This is a genomic window from Streptomyces sp. NPDC059917 (assembly GCF_042730635.1).
Classification (GTDB): Bacteria; Actinomycetota; Actinomycetes; order Streptomycetales; family Streptomycetaceae; genus Streptomyces.
Genome location: NZ_JBHWLC010000006.1, coordinates 105,788 through 120,248, shown reverse-complemented (window position 1 = coordinate 120,248; position 14,461 = coordinate 105,788). Strand labels below are relative to the sequence as shown.

13 protein-coding genes are annotated in these 14,461 nt (G+C 72.5%); 5 read left to right on the top strand and 8 right to left on the bottom strand.

Features of this window, described 5'->3' with window-relative positions:
• Window positions 1-53: 53 nt before the first annotated feature.
• The 4 genes from ACFWAR_RS05770 to ACFWAR_RS05755 all read right to left on the bottom strand — a co-directional run bounded on the left by ACFWAR_RS05770 (window position 54) and on the right by ACFWAR_RS05755 (window position 6,843).
• Window positions 54-2,963: an ATP-binding protein gene (locus ACFWAR_RS05770; RefSeq protein ID WP_385773434.1), complete on the bottom strand. Its 2,910-nt coding sequence runs from the start codon at window positions 2,961-2,963 to the stop codon at window positions 54-56.
• A 151-nt stretch (window positions 2,964-3,114) separates the two neighbouring features.
• Complete coding sequence (locus ACFWAR_RS05765) at window positions 3,115-4,467, bottom strand: cytochrome P450 (RefSeq protein ID WP_385773432.1); 1,353 nt, start codon at window positions 4,465-4,467, stop codon at window positions 3,115-3,117.
• Window positions 4,468-4,481: 14 nt separating this feature from the next.
• Window positions 4,482-5,519: a terpene synthase family protein gene (locus ACFWAR_RS05760; RefSeq protein ID WP_385773431.1), complete on the bottom strand. Its 1,038-nt coding sequence runs from the start codon at window positions 5,517-5,519 to the stop codon at window positions 4,482-4,484.
• A gap of 373 nt (window positions 5,520-5,892) precedes the next feature.
• On the bottom strand, window positions 5,893-6,843 hold the full coding sequence (locus tag ACFWAR_RS05755) for a VanW family protein (RefSeq protein WP_385773430.1): 951 nt from the start codon (window positions 6,841-6,843) through the stop codon (window positions 5,893-5,895).
• Between the two features lie 224 nt (window positions 6,844-7,067).
• Between ACFWAR_RS05755 and ACFWAR_RS05750 the strand changes: the two genes are divergently transcribed.
• On the top strand, window positions 7,068-7,778 hold the full coding sequence (locus tag ACFWAR_RS05750; RefSeq protein ID WP_385773429.1) for a YitT family protein: 711 nt from the start codon (window positions 7,068-7,070) through the stop codon (window positions 7,776-7,778).
• Window positions 7,779-7,803: 25 nt separating this feature from the next.
• Here the strand turns inward: ACFWAR_RS05750 and ACFWAR_RS05745 are convergent, their stop codons facing one another.
• A complete protein-coding gene (locus tag ACFWAR_RS05745; protein WP_385773428.1) occupies window positions 7,804-9,051 on the bottom strand; it encodes an MFS transporter in 1,248 nt (415 codons plus the stop codon).
• On the bottom strand, window positions 9,048-10,418 hold the full coding sequence (locus ACFWAR_RS05740) for a GH1 family beta-glucosidase (protein ID WP_385773426.1): 1,371 nt from the start codon (window positions 10,416-10,418) through the stop codon (window positions 9,048-9,050). The genes ACFWAR_RS05745 and ACFWAR_RS05740 overlap by 4 nt, the downstream gene beginning before the upstream one ends.
• A gap of 278 nt (window positions 10,419-10,696) precedes the next feature.
• On the opposite strand from ACFWAR_RS05740, the gene ACFWAR_RS05735 reads away from it, so the two are divergent.
• Window positions 10,697-11,089 carry an ATP-binding protein gene (locus ACFWAR_RS05735; protein WP_385773424.1) on the top strand — a complete coding sequence of 131 codons (393 nt, stop codon included), beginning with the start codon at window positions 10,697-10,699 and terminating at the stop codon, window positions 11,087-11,089.
• A gap of 113 nt (window positions 11,090-11,202) precedes the next feature.
• On the opposite strand, the gene ACFWAR_RS05730 is transcribed toward ACFWAR_RS05735, so the two are convergent.
• Window positions 11,203-11,430, bottom strand: coding sequence for a DUF6296 family protein (locus ACFWAR_RS05730; RefSeq protein ID WP_385773422.1), 228 nt, complete (start codon window positions 11,428-11,430; stop codon window positions 11,203-11,205).
• A 122-nt stretch (window positions 11,431-11,552) separates the two neighbouring features.
• On the opposite strand from ACFWAR_RS05730, the gene ACFWAR_RS05725 reads away from it, so the two are divergent.
• Both ACFWAR_RS05725 and ACFWAR_RS05720 read left to right on the top strand, forming a co-directional pair.
• A complete protein-coding gene (locus tag ACFWAR_RS05725; RefSeq protein ID WP_385773420.1) occupies window positions 11,553-12,002 on the top strand; it encodes an SRPBCC family protein in 450 nt (149 codons plus the stop codon).
• 5 nt (window positions 12,003-12,007) lie between these two features.
• The gene (locus ACFWAR_RS05720; RefSeq protein WP_385773418.1) at window positions 12,008-12,832 is read left to right on the top strand and encodes a DUF1206 domain-containing protein; all 825 of its coding nucleotides are present in this window, start codon (window positions 12,008-12,010) and stop codon (window positions 12,830-12,832) included.
• Window positions 12,833-12,970: 138 nt separating this feature from the next.
• On the opposite strand, the gene ACFWAR_RS05715 is transcribed toward ACFWAR_RS05720, so the two are convergent.
• Complete coding sequence (locus tag ACFWAR_RS05715; RefSeq protein WP_385773416.1) at window positions 12,971-13,318, bottom strand: STAS domain-containing protein; 348 nt, start codon at window positions 13,316-13,318, stop codon at window positions 12,971-12,973.
• A gap of 197 nt (window positions 13,319-13,515) precedes the next feature.
• Here ACFWAR_RS05715 and ACFWAR_RS05710 point away from each other — a divergent pair, with 197 nt between their 5' ends.
• On the top strand, window positions 13,516-14,424 hold the full coding sequence (locus tag ACFWAR_RS05710; protein WP_385773550.1) for a SigB/SigF/SigG family RNA polymerase sigma factor: 909 nt from the start codon (window positions 13,516-13,518) through the stop codon (window positions 14,422-14,424).
• Window positions 14,425-14,461 lie beyond the last annotated feature (37 nt).

Here is a 14,461-nt window from a genome sequence, read left to right as displayed (position 1 = left end):
GGGTGCGTCCCGGGCGGACGTCCATCCGACACCTTCCGGGGGCGTGGACCGGTTCAGTCCCCCAGCGCGCGGCGCAGGCCGGCCCGGTCGGTGCCCAGTTTGGTGAAGGCCGCGCAGAGCAGTTCGGAGACGGACTGCGCGTCCGTCTTGAGCTCCGCGGCGATCGCCGTGTTGTCCAGTCCCCGCGCGGCGTGCCGGGCGGCGGCGTTCTCCGCGACGGTCAGGTTCTCCTGTTCGGCGGTGTGCAGCCGGCGCGGCCGCAGACCGGCCGACGCGAGCTGCGTGCGGGCCCGGGCCGCGAGCCCGTCGGCCCCGCACGCCACGGCGGTCTCCATGCCCCGGTAGAGCTGCTGGGCCGCGTGGTGGCGGCTGCCGATCGTGTGCAGGGCGGTGCCGTGGTCGACCAGCGCGTACGCGAGTTCGCAGGCCGCGGGGGACTGTTCGAGGTGGTCCACCGAGTCCTGGAGCAGCGTGGCCGCCCGGGCGGGATCGACGGTGGTCGCCGCGGCCACGCGCAGCGCGTGGCCGATCATGCTGGAGGTCCCGAAGGCGCGTGCGCGCGAGAGCGCCTCGGACGCGGTCGCCCGCGCCTGCTCGGGCTTGCGGGCGATCTGTCCCAGGGCCAGATCGAGCTGCCAGGGACTCCACGAGGGATTGCGCGCTCCGCGCAGGTCGAGCCGTCGGCCCGCCGAGACGAGGTGGTGCTCGCCCTCCTCGATCCTGCCCCTGGCCAGCAGGAGCTTGCCCCACACGGCCTGCGGGTCCGGATAGACGACCGCGGGAGGCCAGCCGTCCGCCAGCTTGTAGGCGTCGGCGACCCGCTGGGCCTCGGCGGTGTTCCCCCGGGCCAGCAGGGTTTCGATCAGGGTGCCGATGGCGTACCACTGAGCCGGGATGCCCTGGCCGACGCGATCGGCGATCTGCAGGCCGTTGCGCACGAAGTCCTCGGCCTCGGCGAGCCGCCCGCGCCGGTAGTGGACGTAGCCGAGCAGCGTGTACACGAACGACAGGTGCGCCCCGCGCCAGCCCTTCGCCTCGAACTCGACGATGCCGGTATTGAAGAGCTCCTCGGCGCGGCCGGGCTGGTCGCAGTACATCAAGGTGAGCGCCACGACGGCCGGTACCTCGAAACCGAAGTCCTGGTCGGTCCAGCTCAGACCGCCGTCGAGGGCCTGCTCGGCGTACGTCAGGGCGATGGCGGCCGGCTCGCCGCGCAGGACGGCGTCCCACGCCCGAAGTCCCAGGATGTGCCGCTCGGGCAGCCCGCGGCCGGTGAGTCGCTTGGCGAACTGGGAGAGGAGCCGCGAACGGGCGGGCGAGTTCTCCTCGTCGACCCGGACCGAGTTCCACTTGAACTGCTCCGCCTGCATGCGCAACCGGGTGCGCGAGCTGGTGGCCCGCCGGGCCTCGTCCGCGAGGAGCGCGGCCGCCTCGGCCAGCTGACCGGTGTGGCCGAGCGCCTGGGCGAGCCGGTAGGTGATCGCCTCGCGCAGGCCCTGCTCGGTCCTGGGCTCCTCCAGCGCGGCTCTGAGCTGGTTGATCGTGGTGCCGGGATCGTGCAGCAGGTTCGCGGAGCCGAGTTCGAAGAGCACCTCGGCCCGGTCCTCCACCTCCGGAGGTTCGCGCAGCGCCCGGGCCAGGTAACGGCGTGCGGCGTCGGGAGCGCCCGCGGAGAAGCTGTCGCGCGCGGCCTGCCGCAGCTGCTGCACCACCCAGGGGTCGCCCTCGGGGTGCATCTCCAGCAGGTGCCGGGCGGCGGCAGCGGCGCCGTGGCCGTCGTCGACCAGGGCCGTCGCGGCCATGCCGTGCATGGCGACGCGGACACCGGGCGGGATCGAGCGGTAGACGGCGGTGGCGATGAGCGGGTGGAAGAACTCCACCACCTGCTTGCGCCGCACGCTCGTCAGCACCGTCAGGATGCGTGCGTCGCGCAGCTGGGCGATGGCCTCCGCGGCCTGCGCCTCGCCGAGCGCGGCGACGCCGCCCACGATGTCGGTCGGAACGGCGGTGCCCAGGACGGCGGCCGCCCAGGCGAGCCGCACGGTGGACGGACCGAGCTGTTCCAGGCGTTCGATGAGGCCGCTGCCCTTGACGGCGGAGGCCAGGTCCCGCAGCTGCGAGATGCTGTCCTGGTGCGGCTTGAGCCCGCGGTCGCGGCCCTTCATGGCCAACTCGACGACCTCGAAGGGGTTTCCGCCCGTGATCGCCCAGCATTCGCGGCAGAACACGTCGTCCGCGTCCTCACCGAGGGCGTCGCGGACGATGCGGGCCACCGCGCTCGTGGTGAGGGGCGCCAGCTCGTGCGGACGCGATCCCTGGCGCCCCATCAGGGCGCGTAAAGCCGCGGCGTCGGCGGGGATCTCGTCGGGTCGGCAGGCCACCATGATCAGCATGGCCAGTTCTTCCGCCCGGGCCGTGAAGGCGGTCAGCCAGGCCAGTGACTCGGCGTCCGCCCAGTGCGCGTCGTCGACGATCAGCACGACGGGGGCGCTGCGCACCGCTAAATGCGTGACCACCCAGTCCAGGCCGTCGCGCACGCCCTGCGGGTCGGGCGCCGTCGGCCCCTTCGGCGCGGCGGTGAGCCCGAGGGCCGGGGCGACGATGCTGTACCAGTTGCCGAGCGCCTCGCGCCGTTCGTCCTCGCTCATGGCGGCGAACGTCGGCTGGATGAGCTGGCGCATCACGTGGAACGGCACCTGCCGCTCCTGCTCGCCGCCGCGTGCGAAGAGCACCGTGCAGGAGCGCTCGGACGCCAGCCGCCGGGCCTCCGCCAGCAGGGTGGTCTTCCCTATGCCGGCCGACCCGGCGAAGGTCAGGACGCCTCCGCGACGGGCGGCCGGGCCCAGCCCCTGACCCGAGGATCCGCACAACTCGTCCACCGCGCGGTGGATCGCAAGGACTTCGGATTCCCGTTCGAGCAGGGGCTTGGCCGCCCCTCCTCGTGGTTCCGTGACATGTGACACTCGTGCCCCCTCCAGCGCGTGCGCCCGAGTGTACGGGCCAAGGGGTGAGTTGTTCCTGCTTAAGCACATTCTTGCGGTATCTCGCCACCCGTACGAGAACAACCGTGTACCCTCCGCTGTCGCCGGGCCCGCTGCCGCACGGGCCGCGGCGTCAGCGTCGCGCCGCGGGGATCATGGGCAGTTCGCTGGGCTGCGGGATCCCCGCGGGGACCTCGCGCACGGTGACCCCCGGCGCGGGGACCAGGCGCCACCGGGACGCCACGCTCGCCACCGCCGTCAGGATCTCCGCCACCGCGAACGAGTCGCCGATGCACTTGTGCTGGCCCGCCCCGAAGGGGAGGTACCGGTGGGCGCGCGGACGTTCGCCGGTGTCCTCGTGCCAGCGGTCCGGGTCGAAGCGCGCGGCGTCGCGGAACAGCGCGGGGTCCCGGTGCAACGCGTGCGGGCTGTAGGCCAGTTCGGCCCCCTCGGGGATGGCGATGCCGCCCAGGGTCAGCGGGACGAGCGCACGCCGGGTGAAGAGCAGGGGCGAATGCAGGCGCAGCGTCTCCTGGAAGACGCTGTGCGCGTAGGTCAGTTTGGGGAGGTCCTCGGGGCGGACCGGGCGGTGGCCCACGACCGCGTCGACCTCGGCGTGCAGGCGCTTCTCCACCTCGGGGTGGCGGCCGAGTTCGTGGAAGATCCAGGACAGGGTGGTCGCCGAGGTCTCCGTGCCCGCGAACATGATGGCGATCACCTCGTCCCGCACCTGCTCGGCGCTCATCCCCTCGCCGGTCTCCGTGTCCACGCTGGAGAGCAGCAGGGACAGCAGGTCCTCCCGGTCGCCCCGCTCGTCGCCGTAGCGCGCGATGACCTCGTCGATGATGCGGCGCAGGCGCGCGGCCGCGCCGTCGAACCTGCGGTTGTACGGAATGGGCAGCCCGTCGAGGAACTTGGGCATGACCGCGCGCACGAGCATGCCCTCCAGGACGATGGGCAGCGAGCGGTGCACCTCCGCGACGGCGGGGCGGCTCATCTCCCCCGAGAAGATCATTTCCGCGACGGAGGAGAGGGCGTAGCGGCGGGCCTCGGTGACCATCGAGACCTCCCGGCCCGCGGTCCACGACGTGGCCATCTCCTCGGCCTGACGGCACATCACCTGTGCGTAGTCGGCGATGTGGTTGCGGTGGAAGGCGGGCTGCATCATCCGGCGCTGTTTGCGGTGGAACTCCCCGTCGGTCGTCACGATGCCGTTGCCGAACATCGGGCGGAGCCGGTCGAAGATCCGGCCGCGCCCGAACTGCTGGGCCTGCTGGACCAGTACGGCATGGACGTGATCGGGGTCGGTCAACACGTGGACGGGCCAGGTGCCGATGTCGATCCGGACGATGTCGCCGTGGTTCCGTAAGGACTCGAAGAAGGCGATCGGCTCCCGCCACAGCTGGAGCGCGTGGCCGAGGAGCGGCAACCTCCCCGGAACCACGGGTGCTTGGGATGCGGGGCCGTTGTGTTCGATCTGGGTCATGGGCCCACTCCCTGTCATGCCACGGAAACCAGGTCCGGGCGGGTGTACGCAGACTCCATCCCGGCCGCGAACCGTTCGTCGCTGTACCGCGTGCATTCGTAACGCTGCCACAGATCCGCGCCGATCATCCAGTCCTCGTAGCTGCGCACGTACCGGTCGAGCGCGGCGCGCACGGACGGATCGGCGGCGCCGTCGGCGTCCACGACCTGGAACAGCCGTCGCTCCGCGACCAGGTACTCCTCGATGCGGGCCTGGATGCGGGCCTCCACCAGCTGGACGGCGGCCATGAGCGTGCAGCCCTCGCGGGCCGCGATGAGGGAGACGAGGTTGTTGTTGTCCCCGCAGGCGTGTTCCTTGGGCAGGGAGAAGACGTCGTTGCCCCAGGAGATGACGTCCAGGGCGCTGGCGGTGAGGTCCTGGAACTCGGGCAGATCGTGGACGTGTTGGGGCAGGTCGATGCCCAGTCCGGCCTCGACCATGTCCATCATCGGGAGGATCTGCGAACTGTGACGGCGCATCAGGATGTAGTCCTGGACCGAGGGGTGGCCGCCGGTGCGGCGGTTTCCGGCCTCCTGGTCCAACGAGTGCAGCATGAGCGGGACATGGGAGCGGTAGCGCGCCGCGTTCCCCTCGCCCATCCCGGCCATGATGCGGTCGCACAGATCGATGAAGCCGTTCACCAACGGATTGCCGAGGGCCGCCGCCCGGTCGCTGCGCCCGGTCTCCAGGTGCTCGGTGATGGCCTCGGTGACGGGCCGCCAGGCCGCCAGTTCACCCGTCCTGATGAGGTGGTCGTGCTGGTCGTCGAGGACGAAGGACCACGCCATCCACTCGGCGAGCAGGACGACCCGCTCGTACGGGACCTCACCGCTGACCCGTCCCGCGAGGTGGCCGAAGCCGATGCCCGCGAACTGCTCCACCGCGTTGCTGACCAACTCGTGCTGCACGGCCCAGGCCGTGGCCTCGGCATTCGCCCGGGCGGCCTGCGGATGCTTGGAGTTCCCGAACGGAAGGTGAAAGTCGGGAACGGAGAATGAGTCGAGCTGGGTCATTGATCCCCCACGGAAAGTCGGATTCGCCAATACCCGCTCAATGTACGATCACGATTGCGGTCACGACGCTGCACACCCCCCTACTCCTGCGCCGCCAGTGACGACAGCTCACTGCAACCAGCAGGGTGGGGACCGGTCATGGACTGACCTGATCCCGCCATGTGCGACCACATCCGGCCACCCAAAGAGTAATTAACTCTCAGGGCGGAGCGCACTGTCAATGTGGGACGAGGGGGTACCTGGAATTCATTTCGCGGTTGTCGAAAGCATAATCACCGCGAATATGCACACAGCACGCGCGGTGTCGCGCACGTGCTCGACCAGGGACGGTCGTGGGGGAGCCGTCCGGTGGCCGAAGATCGACGTCCCGCGGTCAGGCCCGGGGGGTGGGCGTCGCGCTGGGCGCGGGGGCGGCCGGGGGCGTGGCCGGCGGTGTGGTCGTGGGCGTCGGTGCGGCGCCGGGAGTCGTGCCGGTCGTGGGTGACGTGGGGGTGGCCGAGGGGTCCGGGAGGCAGGTGACCTCGTCGCGCGGAGTGTAATGGGTCCGGTACGTCTCGCGCTTGACCTCCTGGCCACCGCGCACGAAGACGCGGTCGACCGCCACGTCGAAGCCCTCGGCCGGGGTCTGCGCCTCGCAGTCCGGGCCGGTGGCCGTGCGCTTCGCCGGGGCTGTGACGTGGGTGCGCGGGCCCTGCGTCGCGCGTATCTCGTCGTAGCGCGGAGTGCCGCGGAGGGTGATGGTCACCGAGGTGTCGGTGGAGGTGGCGCGGATCCGGACCGGGTGGCCGGAATCGTTTCTCCAGCGCAGGTCGAGGGTGCCCCACGCGACGGTGGCCTCGCGGCCCTCCGGGTAGCGCTCGATGTAGAACGAGTGGGCCCCGTGCTCGACCGGCGCCAGGCCCGCGAAGAACATGGCGTTGTACATCGTGGTCGCGACGGCCGAGACGCCGCCGCCGGGCGCCTTCACGTAGCGGCCGTCGTTGATCATGATTCCGTCGACGAAGCCGTTCTGCTCGGTCCGCTCGCCGACCGCTGCGTTGAAGCTCCACGTATCGCCGGGGCGGACGACGGCCCCGTCGATCAGGGCCACGGCCCGCGCGATGTTGTGGGTGCGGTAGGGCGCGCTGGGGAAGTCGACGGTGAAGGAGGAGAGCTGGCGCATGGCCTGGGCGGGGGCCGCGGCGGTCCCGGCGTCCGGACCCGCGGGGCGCTCCGCCGCCGTGGCGGAGCCGGGGAGGAGGGTGCTCAGGGCGAGCGCGGCGGCCGCGCCCGTGGTGATCAGGGCGATCCGCCTGGAGTCCGTCCGGCCGTGTGCGCGTCGCATCTCTCTCCCAGTGCTCTGAACGTGTCGGTACAGCCCCAGCCTGAGCCAATTTCTGGCAAATGGGGCAAAGTGTGCAGATTCTCACGATGATGGACGGATCCGTCCGTCGCCCTGACCGCGGGGGCGTGAGCAAGGCCACTCGGGTCGAATTGGACCTGTGTGGCGCCCGGAGAGGTGCCACATGATGGCACGATACGTTCTTTGGCCCTCGGAAAGGTTCCACAGTGTCCAGCGCAGCACCCCGGTCCCCGGGCCGCCTCCCCCGTCGGCTGCTCCAGCTCTACGTCGGGCTCGCCCTCTACGGCGCGAGCTCGGCGTTCCTGGTCCGGGCGGGCCTCGGACTGGATCCCTGGGACGTCTTCCACCAGGGCATAGCGCAGCGCACGGGGTGGACCATCGGCACGGTGTCCGTGGTCGTCGGCGCGCTCGTCCTGCTGCTGTGGGTGCCGCTGCGCCAGCGCCCGGGGCTGGGCACGGTGTCCAACGTCTTCGCGGTCGGCCTGTCCATGGACGCCGTGCTGGCGGTGCTCCCGGACGTGCGCGGCGCCGTGGCACAGGTCGCGCTGCTGGTGGCGGGCATCGTCCTCAACGGTGTCGCCACCGGCCTCTACATCGCCGCCCGGTTCGGTCCGGGGCCCCGCGACGGCCTGATGACCGGCCTGCACCGCCGCACCGGCAGGTCGGTGCGGCTGGTGCGGACCGCGATCGAGGTCGCCGTCCTGGCGGGCGGGTTCCTGCTCGGCGGCACCGTCGGCATCGGCACCGTCGCCTACGCGCTGGCCATCGGCCCGCTCTCCCAGCTCTTCCTGCGCGTCTTCGCCCTCCCCGCCCCGGAGCCCCGCCCGGACGAGGCCCCGGAACAGCCGTCGCCCGGCGCGGAGCACCCCCCGTCGACGGCGCCACCCCGTTCCCCGGAGCCGGAGCGCACGCCGTAGGGCGCCGGTGCGCTCACGGCTCCGGCTACGCCACCGAGCGGATCCGGCGCACCAGTACCGATCCCACCAGGGCCAGCGCGCCCGCGAGGGCGTACAGGGCCGTGTACCCGCCGAGGTGGGTGACCACCGGTGCCGCGATCACCGGGGCCAGGACCTGCGGCATCGCGTTGGCGATGTTGATGACGCCCAGGTCGCGGCCCCGGTCCCGGGCCGTCGGCAGCACGTCCGTGAGCAGGGCGAAGTCCACCGAGGTGTACACGCCGAAGCCGATGCCGAGGACCAGCGAGGCGACGATCGCGCCCGTCCAGGTCTGCCACACGGCGAGCAGCAGGGTGGCCGCCGCGATGACCAGCCCCGACCGGATCACGTACGGCTTGCGGCGCCCGCTGCGGTCCGACCGGACACCGCTGATCACCACCGTCGCGAGCATGGTGAGCGCGTTGAGCGCCGTGAGGACCAGCACCCCGGTGTCCGCGTCGTCGGCGTAGTGCACGGCGTCGGTGAGGTAGTACAGCAGGTACATCGTGCTGATCGAGTACGACAGGTTCATCAGGAACCGGGTGAGCCAGGCCCACGCGAAGTCCGGATGGCGGCGCGGGTCGATCCAGAAGCCGGTGAGGAAGGCCCGCCAGTGGAACGCGGGCCGGGCGGCGGGCGCGAGCGCGGTGTCGCGCCGCATGAGTACGTACGGCAGGGCCGCGACCACCGAGAACACGGCGCAGGCCAGGTATCCGGCGCCGGTGCCGCCCGCGACGGTGGCCAGCGCCGTGCCGACCAGGATGCCGACGACCTGGGCGACGCCGAGCCAGCCGCCGACCAGCCCGCGCCGCTGCCGCGGCACCTGGTCGGGCACGGCCGCGGTGAGCGCGGCGAACGAGGCGTTGAGGGCGAGCTGCACCAGGCACCAGCCCGCGATGACGGCGGGCACGCTCCGTGCGAGGGCCAAGGCGGCCAGCCCGGCGGCGCCGCCCGCCGTGCCGGCGACCACCCACGGGATGCGCCGCCCCACGCGCGCCGTGGTCCGGTCGGACAGCGCCCCGAAGACCGGGTTGGCCACCATCGAAACGGCCGCGCCCAGCCCCGTCACCAGGGCGAGTGTGGCGGCCTTGTGGTCGGGCGCGAGCTGCTCCGCCTGCCGCGCCAGCAGCAGCTGCAGCGGGCCGAACCAGCCCACCCAGACACCGAGGTTGGCGAGGGAGAGGGCCCCTACCCACCGGCCGTCCGCCGGGGCCTTCGCGGCTCCTTCCTCCGTGGCGGGCCGCCCGACGCTCACCGGCCGCGCCTGATCAGGTCGCGGTACCAGGCGTAGGACTCCTTGGGCGTGCGCCGCAGGGTCCCGTAGTCGACGTGGACGAGCCCGAACCGCTGCCGGTACCCCTCGGCCCACTCGAAGTTGTCGAGGATCGACCAGATGAAGTAGCCGCGCACGTCGGCCCCTTCGGACATCGCCCGGTGCAGGGCCCGCAGGTGCCCGTCGTGGTAGGCGATCCGGCGCGCGTCCTCGATCCGGCCCGTCACGGGGTCGGGCCCGTCGCCGTACGAGCAGCCGTTCTCGGTGACGTACAGCGGCGGCAGCCGGTCGCCGTAGCGCTCGCGCATGACGCCCAGGAGTTCGTGCAGCCCCTCCGGGACCACGGGCCAGCCGAAGTCGGTCCGCTCGCGCCCCTCGATGGGGTGGATGGCGAAGGGCAGGTCCGACGGGATCTCGATGCCGCCGAAGTCCCCCGCCTCCGGAGCGCTGCGGGGAGCGCCGACGAGCATCGGGTTGTAGTAGTTGATCCCGTACCAGTCCAGCGGCGCCGAGATCGTCTTCAGGTCCTGCGCGACCGGCCCGGGCAGCAGGTCGGCCAGGCCGTCCGGGTAGGCGCCGGTCAGGATCGGGTCCGCGAAGAGCCGGTTGGTGAGGGTGTCGTACAGCTCGGCCGCGGCGCGGTCGGCCTCGTCGTCACCGGCCGTCCAGATCGGGCTGTGCGAGGCGGCGATGCCGATCCCGCGGGCGCCCGCGGCGCGCAGGGCCTGTACGCCGAGGCCGTGGGCCAGCAGTTGGTGGTGGGCCACGGGCAGTGCGTCGAAGACGAGCTGCTTGCCGGGGGCGTGCTCGCCGAGTCCGTAGCCGAGGAGCGTGACCTCGGCGGGCTCGTTGATGGTGATCCACATCGGGACGCGGTCGGCGAGCCGCCCGGCCACCACCGCGGCGTACTCGGCGAACCGCTCGGCGGTGTCCCGGTCGAGCCAGCCGCCCCGCTCCTCCAGGGCGAGCGGGGTGTCCCAGTGGAAGAGGGTCGGCGCCGGGGTGATCCCCGCGGCGCACAGCTCGTCGACGAGCCGGTCGTAGAAGTCCAGCCCCTTGCGGTTGACCTCGCCCCCGCCCGCGGGCAGGACGCGCGACCAGGACACCGAGAACCGGTAGGCGCCGACGCCGAGCCCGGACATCAGCGCCACGTCCTCGCGGTAGCGCCGGTAGTGGTCGGTGGCCACGTCCGCGTGCGAACCGTCCTTGATGCGGCCCGCCTCCCGGGTGAAGGCGTCCCAGGAGGAGGGGCCCCGGCCGTCGGCCGTGGGCGAGCCCTCGATCTGGAAGGCGGAGGCGGAGACGCCCCAGAGGAATCCGGCCGGGAAATCGGGTACGGACGCAGTCATGCGGACTCGCTTCGCTCGGGTGCGGGGCTGCGCGGGGCGCGCTCGATGACGGAACTCTCGGGTCCCGGGGCCCGGCCTGTCAATGGAAAGTGAACAATCCTCATGTTTATTCGGCGGGACGTTCGGCGCGTACGGGTGGGCGCCGCGAGACGTCGGACCGCAGGCGGGTGTACCCGCGCCGCGGGAGGGCAGACGGCACGGGAGAGCACGAGCGAAGAGGGACGGGTGCGAAGGCTGTGATCGCTGTGAGCGAGCGTGTGGTGCGTACGACCGGGCCGGTGACCCCGTCGGATGCGGCCGAGGCCCGCGCCCGCGTGGCCGCCCTGCTGGACGGCGGACCCGACACGGGACCGGCGGTGAGCGGGGCGGCCCGCGCCGACGCCCTGCTCGTGACGTCCGAGCTGGTCACCAACGCCGTCCGCCACGGAGGCGGACTCGCCGGCTTCGAAGCCGCGCTCGACCGCGAGGCACTGGAGATCACCGTCACCGACCGCAGCTGCGAGGTCCCGCACAGCGCTGCCGGGCGCCCGATCCGGCCCGGCGCGCCCAACGGCGGCGCGACCGAGGGGGGCTTCGGATGGCCGCTGGTCCGGCTCCTCGCCGACCAGGTGTCGGTGGCCCCCCTGGCGACGGGCGGCAAGAGCGTCCGGGTCCGGCTGCGGGTGCGCTGACGGCCCGAAGGCGCGGGGGAACGGGGGCCCTCGTACGGGGGCCGATCACTCCGGGCGCCGGATCACTCCGGGCGCCGGATCACTCCAGGGGACGGATCACTCCAGGGGACGGATCACTCCAGGGGACGGGCCCGCACCGGCGACGTGGTGTCCTGGTGCCCGCCCGTGGCGAGGATTCGCACCTCGCCCTGGTCGCTGATCTCCGCGCGCAGGATGCCGGACTCGTCCGCGTACACGGGGTGACCTCCGGGGCCCTTCTGCGCGGTGCGCGCGACCACGACGGCGTCCTCGTCGGACTCCGCGGACCCGGCGTTCCTGAACACCAGCTCGTACCGGTTCACCGTTCCATTGTGGAATGCGCGCGGGGCGGCCGCCAGGCGGGCCCGGACCCCGGGCACATGGACCGCGCAGTCCGGGGCACAAGGGTCCTCACACTGTTCAGCGCCGAGGGAAGGACCCCGTGATGTCGCACGTCGAAGAACACGTCGAGGTGAACGTCCCGCTGCGGACGGCCTACAACCAGTGGACCCAGTTCGAGGAGTTCCCCGCCTTCATGGAGGGGGTCGAGCGGGTGGAACAGCGCGGCGACACCCTCACGCACTGGGTGACGAACGTCAACGGCGTGGAGCGCGAGTTCGACGCCCGGATCACCGAGCAGCTCCCGGACCGGCGCGTCGCGTGGATGAGCGTGAGCGGCGAGGCCCGGCAGGCCGGGCTGGTCACCTTCCAGCCGGTCGACGCCACCACCACCCGGATAGAACTCCATCTGAACTGGGCCCCCGACGGCCTCGCCGAGACCGCCGCGGACAAGCTCGGCTTCGTCAAACGCCAGGTCGGCGGTGACCTCAAACGGTTCAAGCTCTTCATCGAGGCGCGCGGGGTGGAGACCGGCGGCTGGCGCGGCGAGGTGTGAGCGCGGTGAGCGCGGACGTCGCGAAGGAGGGGGTCCGGACCGCGTCCAGGGGCGGTACGGGCCGGGCGGTCACCGCGCGCTGCGGACTGGCGGCGCGGGGAGTGCTGTACGTACTGACCGGACTGCTGGCCGTACGGGTCGCCTTCGGCGAGCCCGTCGGCGAGGCGGACCGGCAGGGCGCCCTGGAGACCCTGGCCGGGCAGCCGTTCGGCGGCGCCCTGGTGTGGGCGGTCGGGATCGGGCTCGTGGGCATGGTGCTGTGGCGCGCCTCGGAGGCGGCGTTCGGCGCGGCCGGGCCGCGCGGCGACCGGACCGGGAAGCGACTGGCCTCGGCGGCCCGCGCCGTCTTCTACGCGGGCGCCGCCTTCTCCGTGCTGTCCTTCGCCGCCGGGTCCGGTGGCGGCGGCTCCGGCGACGAGCAGTCGCGCGACGTGACCGCACGGGCGCTCCAACTGCCCGCCGGGCAATGGCTGGTGGGCGCGGCCGGGATCGGGATCGCCGCCGCGGGCGTCGGCATCGCCGTGCGGGCGGCCAGGCGCCGCTTCCGCGACCACCTGCGCATGGGCGGCGCGTCGGCGGGCACGCGGCGCACGGTCGAGTTCCTCGGGGTGAGCGGCGGGATCTGCCGCGGCGCGGTCTTCGCCGTCGCGGGCGGCTTCGTCTGCCACGCCGCCCTGCGCTACGATCCCGGCCGCGCCAAGGGGGTCGACGACACCCTGCGCTCCTTCACCACCACCCCGGCCGGTCCCTGGCTGCTCGTGGCGGTCGCCGTCGGCCTGATGCTGTTCGGGGTGTTCTCCTGGGCCATGGCCCGCTGGCGCGAGGTCTGAAGGCCCGCGAGGTCCGAAGGGCCCCGCGCCGCGCGGGCCGCGGCGCTCGCCGCCGGGGCGGGGCCGCGTGCCCGTGAGGTGAGGTTTCCGGCCACGAAGTCGACCGGATCCATGAGGCCCCGCCGGGCGCCGCCCCGCTCAGGCGGGCGCGGCGAGCGCCTCCCGGACGTCCGGGTGGAGGGAGAGGACCGTGTCCGCGCCGGTCAGCCGGAACAACCGGGTCAGCTGGTCGCCGGGAGCGGCCACGCGCAGCGTGGTGGTCCGGTGCAGGCGCAGCAGCATGTTGAGGAACGACGAGTCCCCGAAGGTGATGGCCCCCGCGTCCAGGACCACCACCGGATGGTCCCCGGCCGCCCGGGTCAGGGCTTCCTCCAGGGGCGCGAGCGTGTCCTGGTCCAACTCGCCGCGCGCCTCGACCACCCAGCCGGGCCCGGCGGGGTAGCTCTTGGCGACCACTCCCGCGTCGTGTGCTTCCGTATCCCGCACCGTTCCGCCTCCCCGTGGTCGTGTGCGTGGTTTCCGAGAGTGCGAGTATGCCTGCTCCCGGCGGTGAGAGCGACGCCCCGGGTGCTGGTCGACACCCATCCGGAATTTCTTGGGCCGCATGTGTGTAAGGGATCGGAATGTGGGCACGAGCGCTTGCGCAGCCATTCGCCACAGGGAGGAACGGCCACATGTCCCGGATGGAAACACTTGTCAGCCGCGATCTTGAGACGGGAGCAACGAGCACGGACGCAGGGCCGCTTGCGGGGGAGTCCGTCGCCGAACTGCCGCAGGTGGACAACGCCCGCGAGGTGGCGCCCGCCGACGCGCGCGAGATGTCACGGGTGTTCCTGGTCCGGCTGCGCTCCCTGGAGGAGGGAACGCGCGAGTACCAGTACGTCCGCAACACGCTGATCGAGATGAACGTCTCACTCGTGCACTTCGCCGCCCGGCGCTTCCGCTCGCGCGCCGCGGGCGCCGGCGGCGTGGACATGGAGGACATCCTCCAGGTGGGGACGATCGGCCTGATCAAGGCCATCGACCGGTACGACCCGGCGCGCGAGGTGGAGTTCTCCACCCTCGCCCTCCCCTACATCACCGGCGAGATCAAGCGGTACTTCCGGGACACCACCTGGGCGGTGCACGTCCCGCGCCGCCTGCAGGAACTGCGGACCGAGCTCGCCCAGAGCCAGGAGGCCCTCAACAACCTCCTCGGCCGGGCGCCCACGGTCCGCGAGCTCGCCGAGCACCTCGACCTCTCCGAGGAAGAGGTCATCGAGGGACTAGTGGCCGCCAACGGCTACACCAGCGGCTCCCTGGACACCACCGCGGACTCCGACGAGCAGGCCCCCGCGGGCCGCAGAACGCGCCCGCTGGCCGAGAGCGTCGGCGAGGCGGACGCGGCCATGGAGCTGTTCGAGGACTTCCACACCCTCGCGCCCCTGCTGGAGGAGCTCTCCGAGCGGGACCGCCGCATCCTCCAGATGCGTTTCGGACAGGAGCTGACACAGGCCGAGATCGGCGCCGAGCTGGGCATTTCCCAGATGCAGGTGTCCCGACTGCTGAGCCGCACGCTGGCGCGGCTGCGGACCGGCATGCTCACGGCGTAGGGTCGGCGCGCAGCCGGGTCCGGGCCGTGCGCCGCCG

Coding starts and splice junctions, on each gene's coding strand:
- ACFWAR_RS05765 (WP_385773432.1), bottom strand. CDS start 4,467: ATGACCCAGATCGAACACAACGGCCCCGCATCCCAAGCACCCGTGGTT.
- ACFWAR_RS05760 (WP_385773431.1), bottom strand. CDS start 5,519: ATGACCCAGCTCGACTCATTCTCCGTTCCCGACTTTCACCTTCCGTTC.
- ACFWAR_RS05755 (WP_385773430.1), bottom strand. CDS start 6,843: ATGCGACGCGCACACGGCCGGACGGACTCCAGGCGGATCGCCCTGATC.
- ACFWAR_RS05740 (WP_385773426.1), bottom strand. CDS start 10,418: ATGACTGCGTCCGTACCCGATTTCCCGGCCGGATTCCTCTGGGGCGTC.
- ACFWAR_RS05725 (WP_385773420.1), top strand. CDS start 11,553: ATGTCGCACGTCGAAGAACACGTCGAGGTGAACGTCCCGCTGCGGACG.
- ACFWAR_RS05710 (WP_385773550.1), top strand. CDS start 13,516: ATGGAAACACTTGTCAGCCGCGATCTTGAGACGGGAGCAACGAGCACG.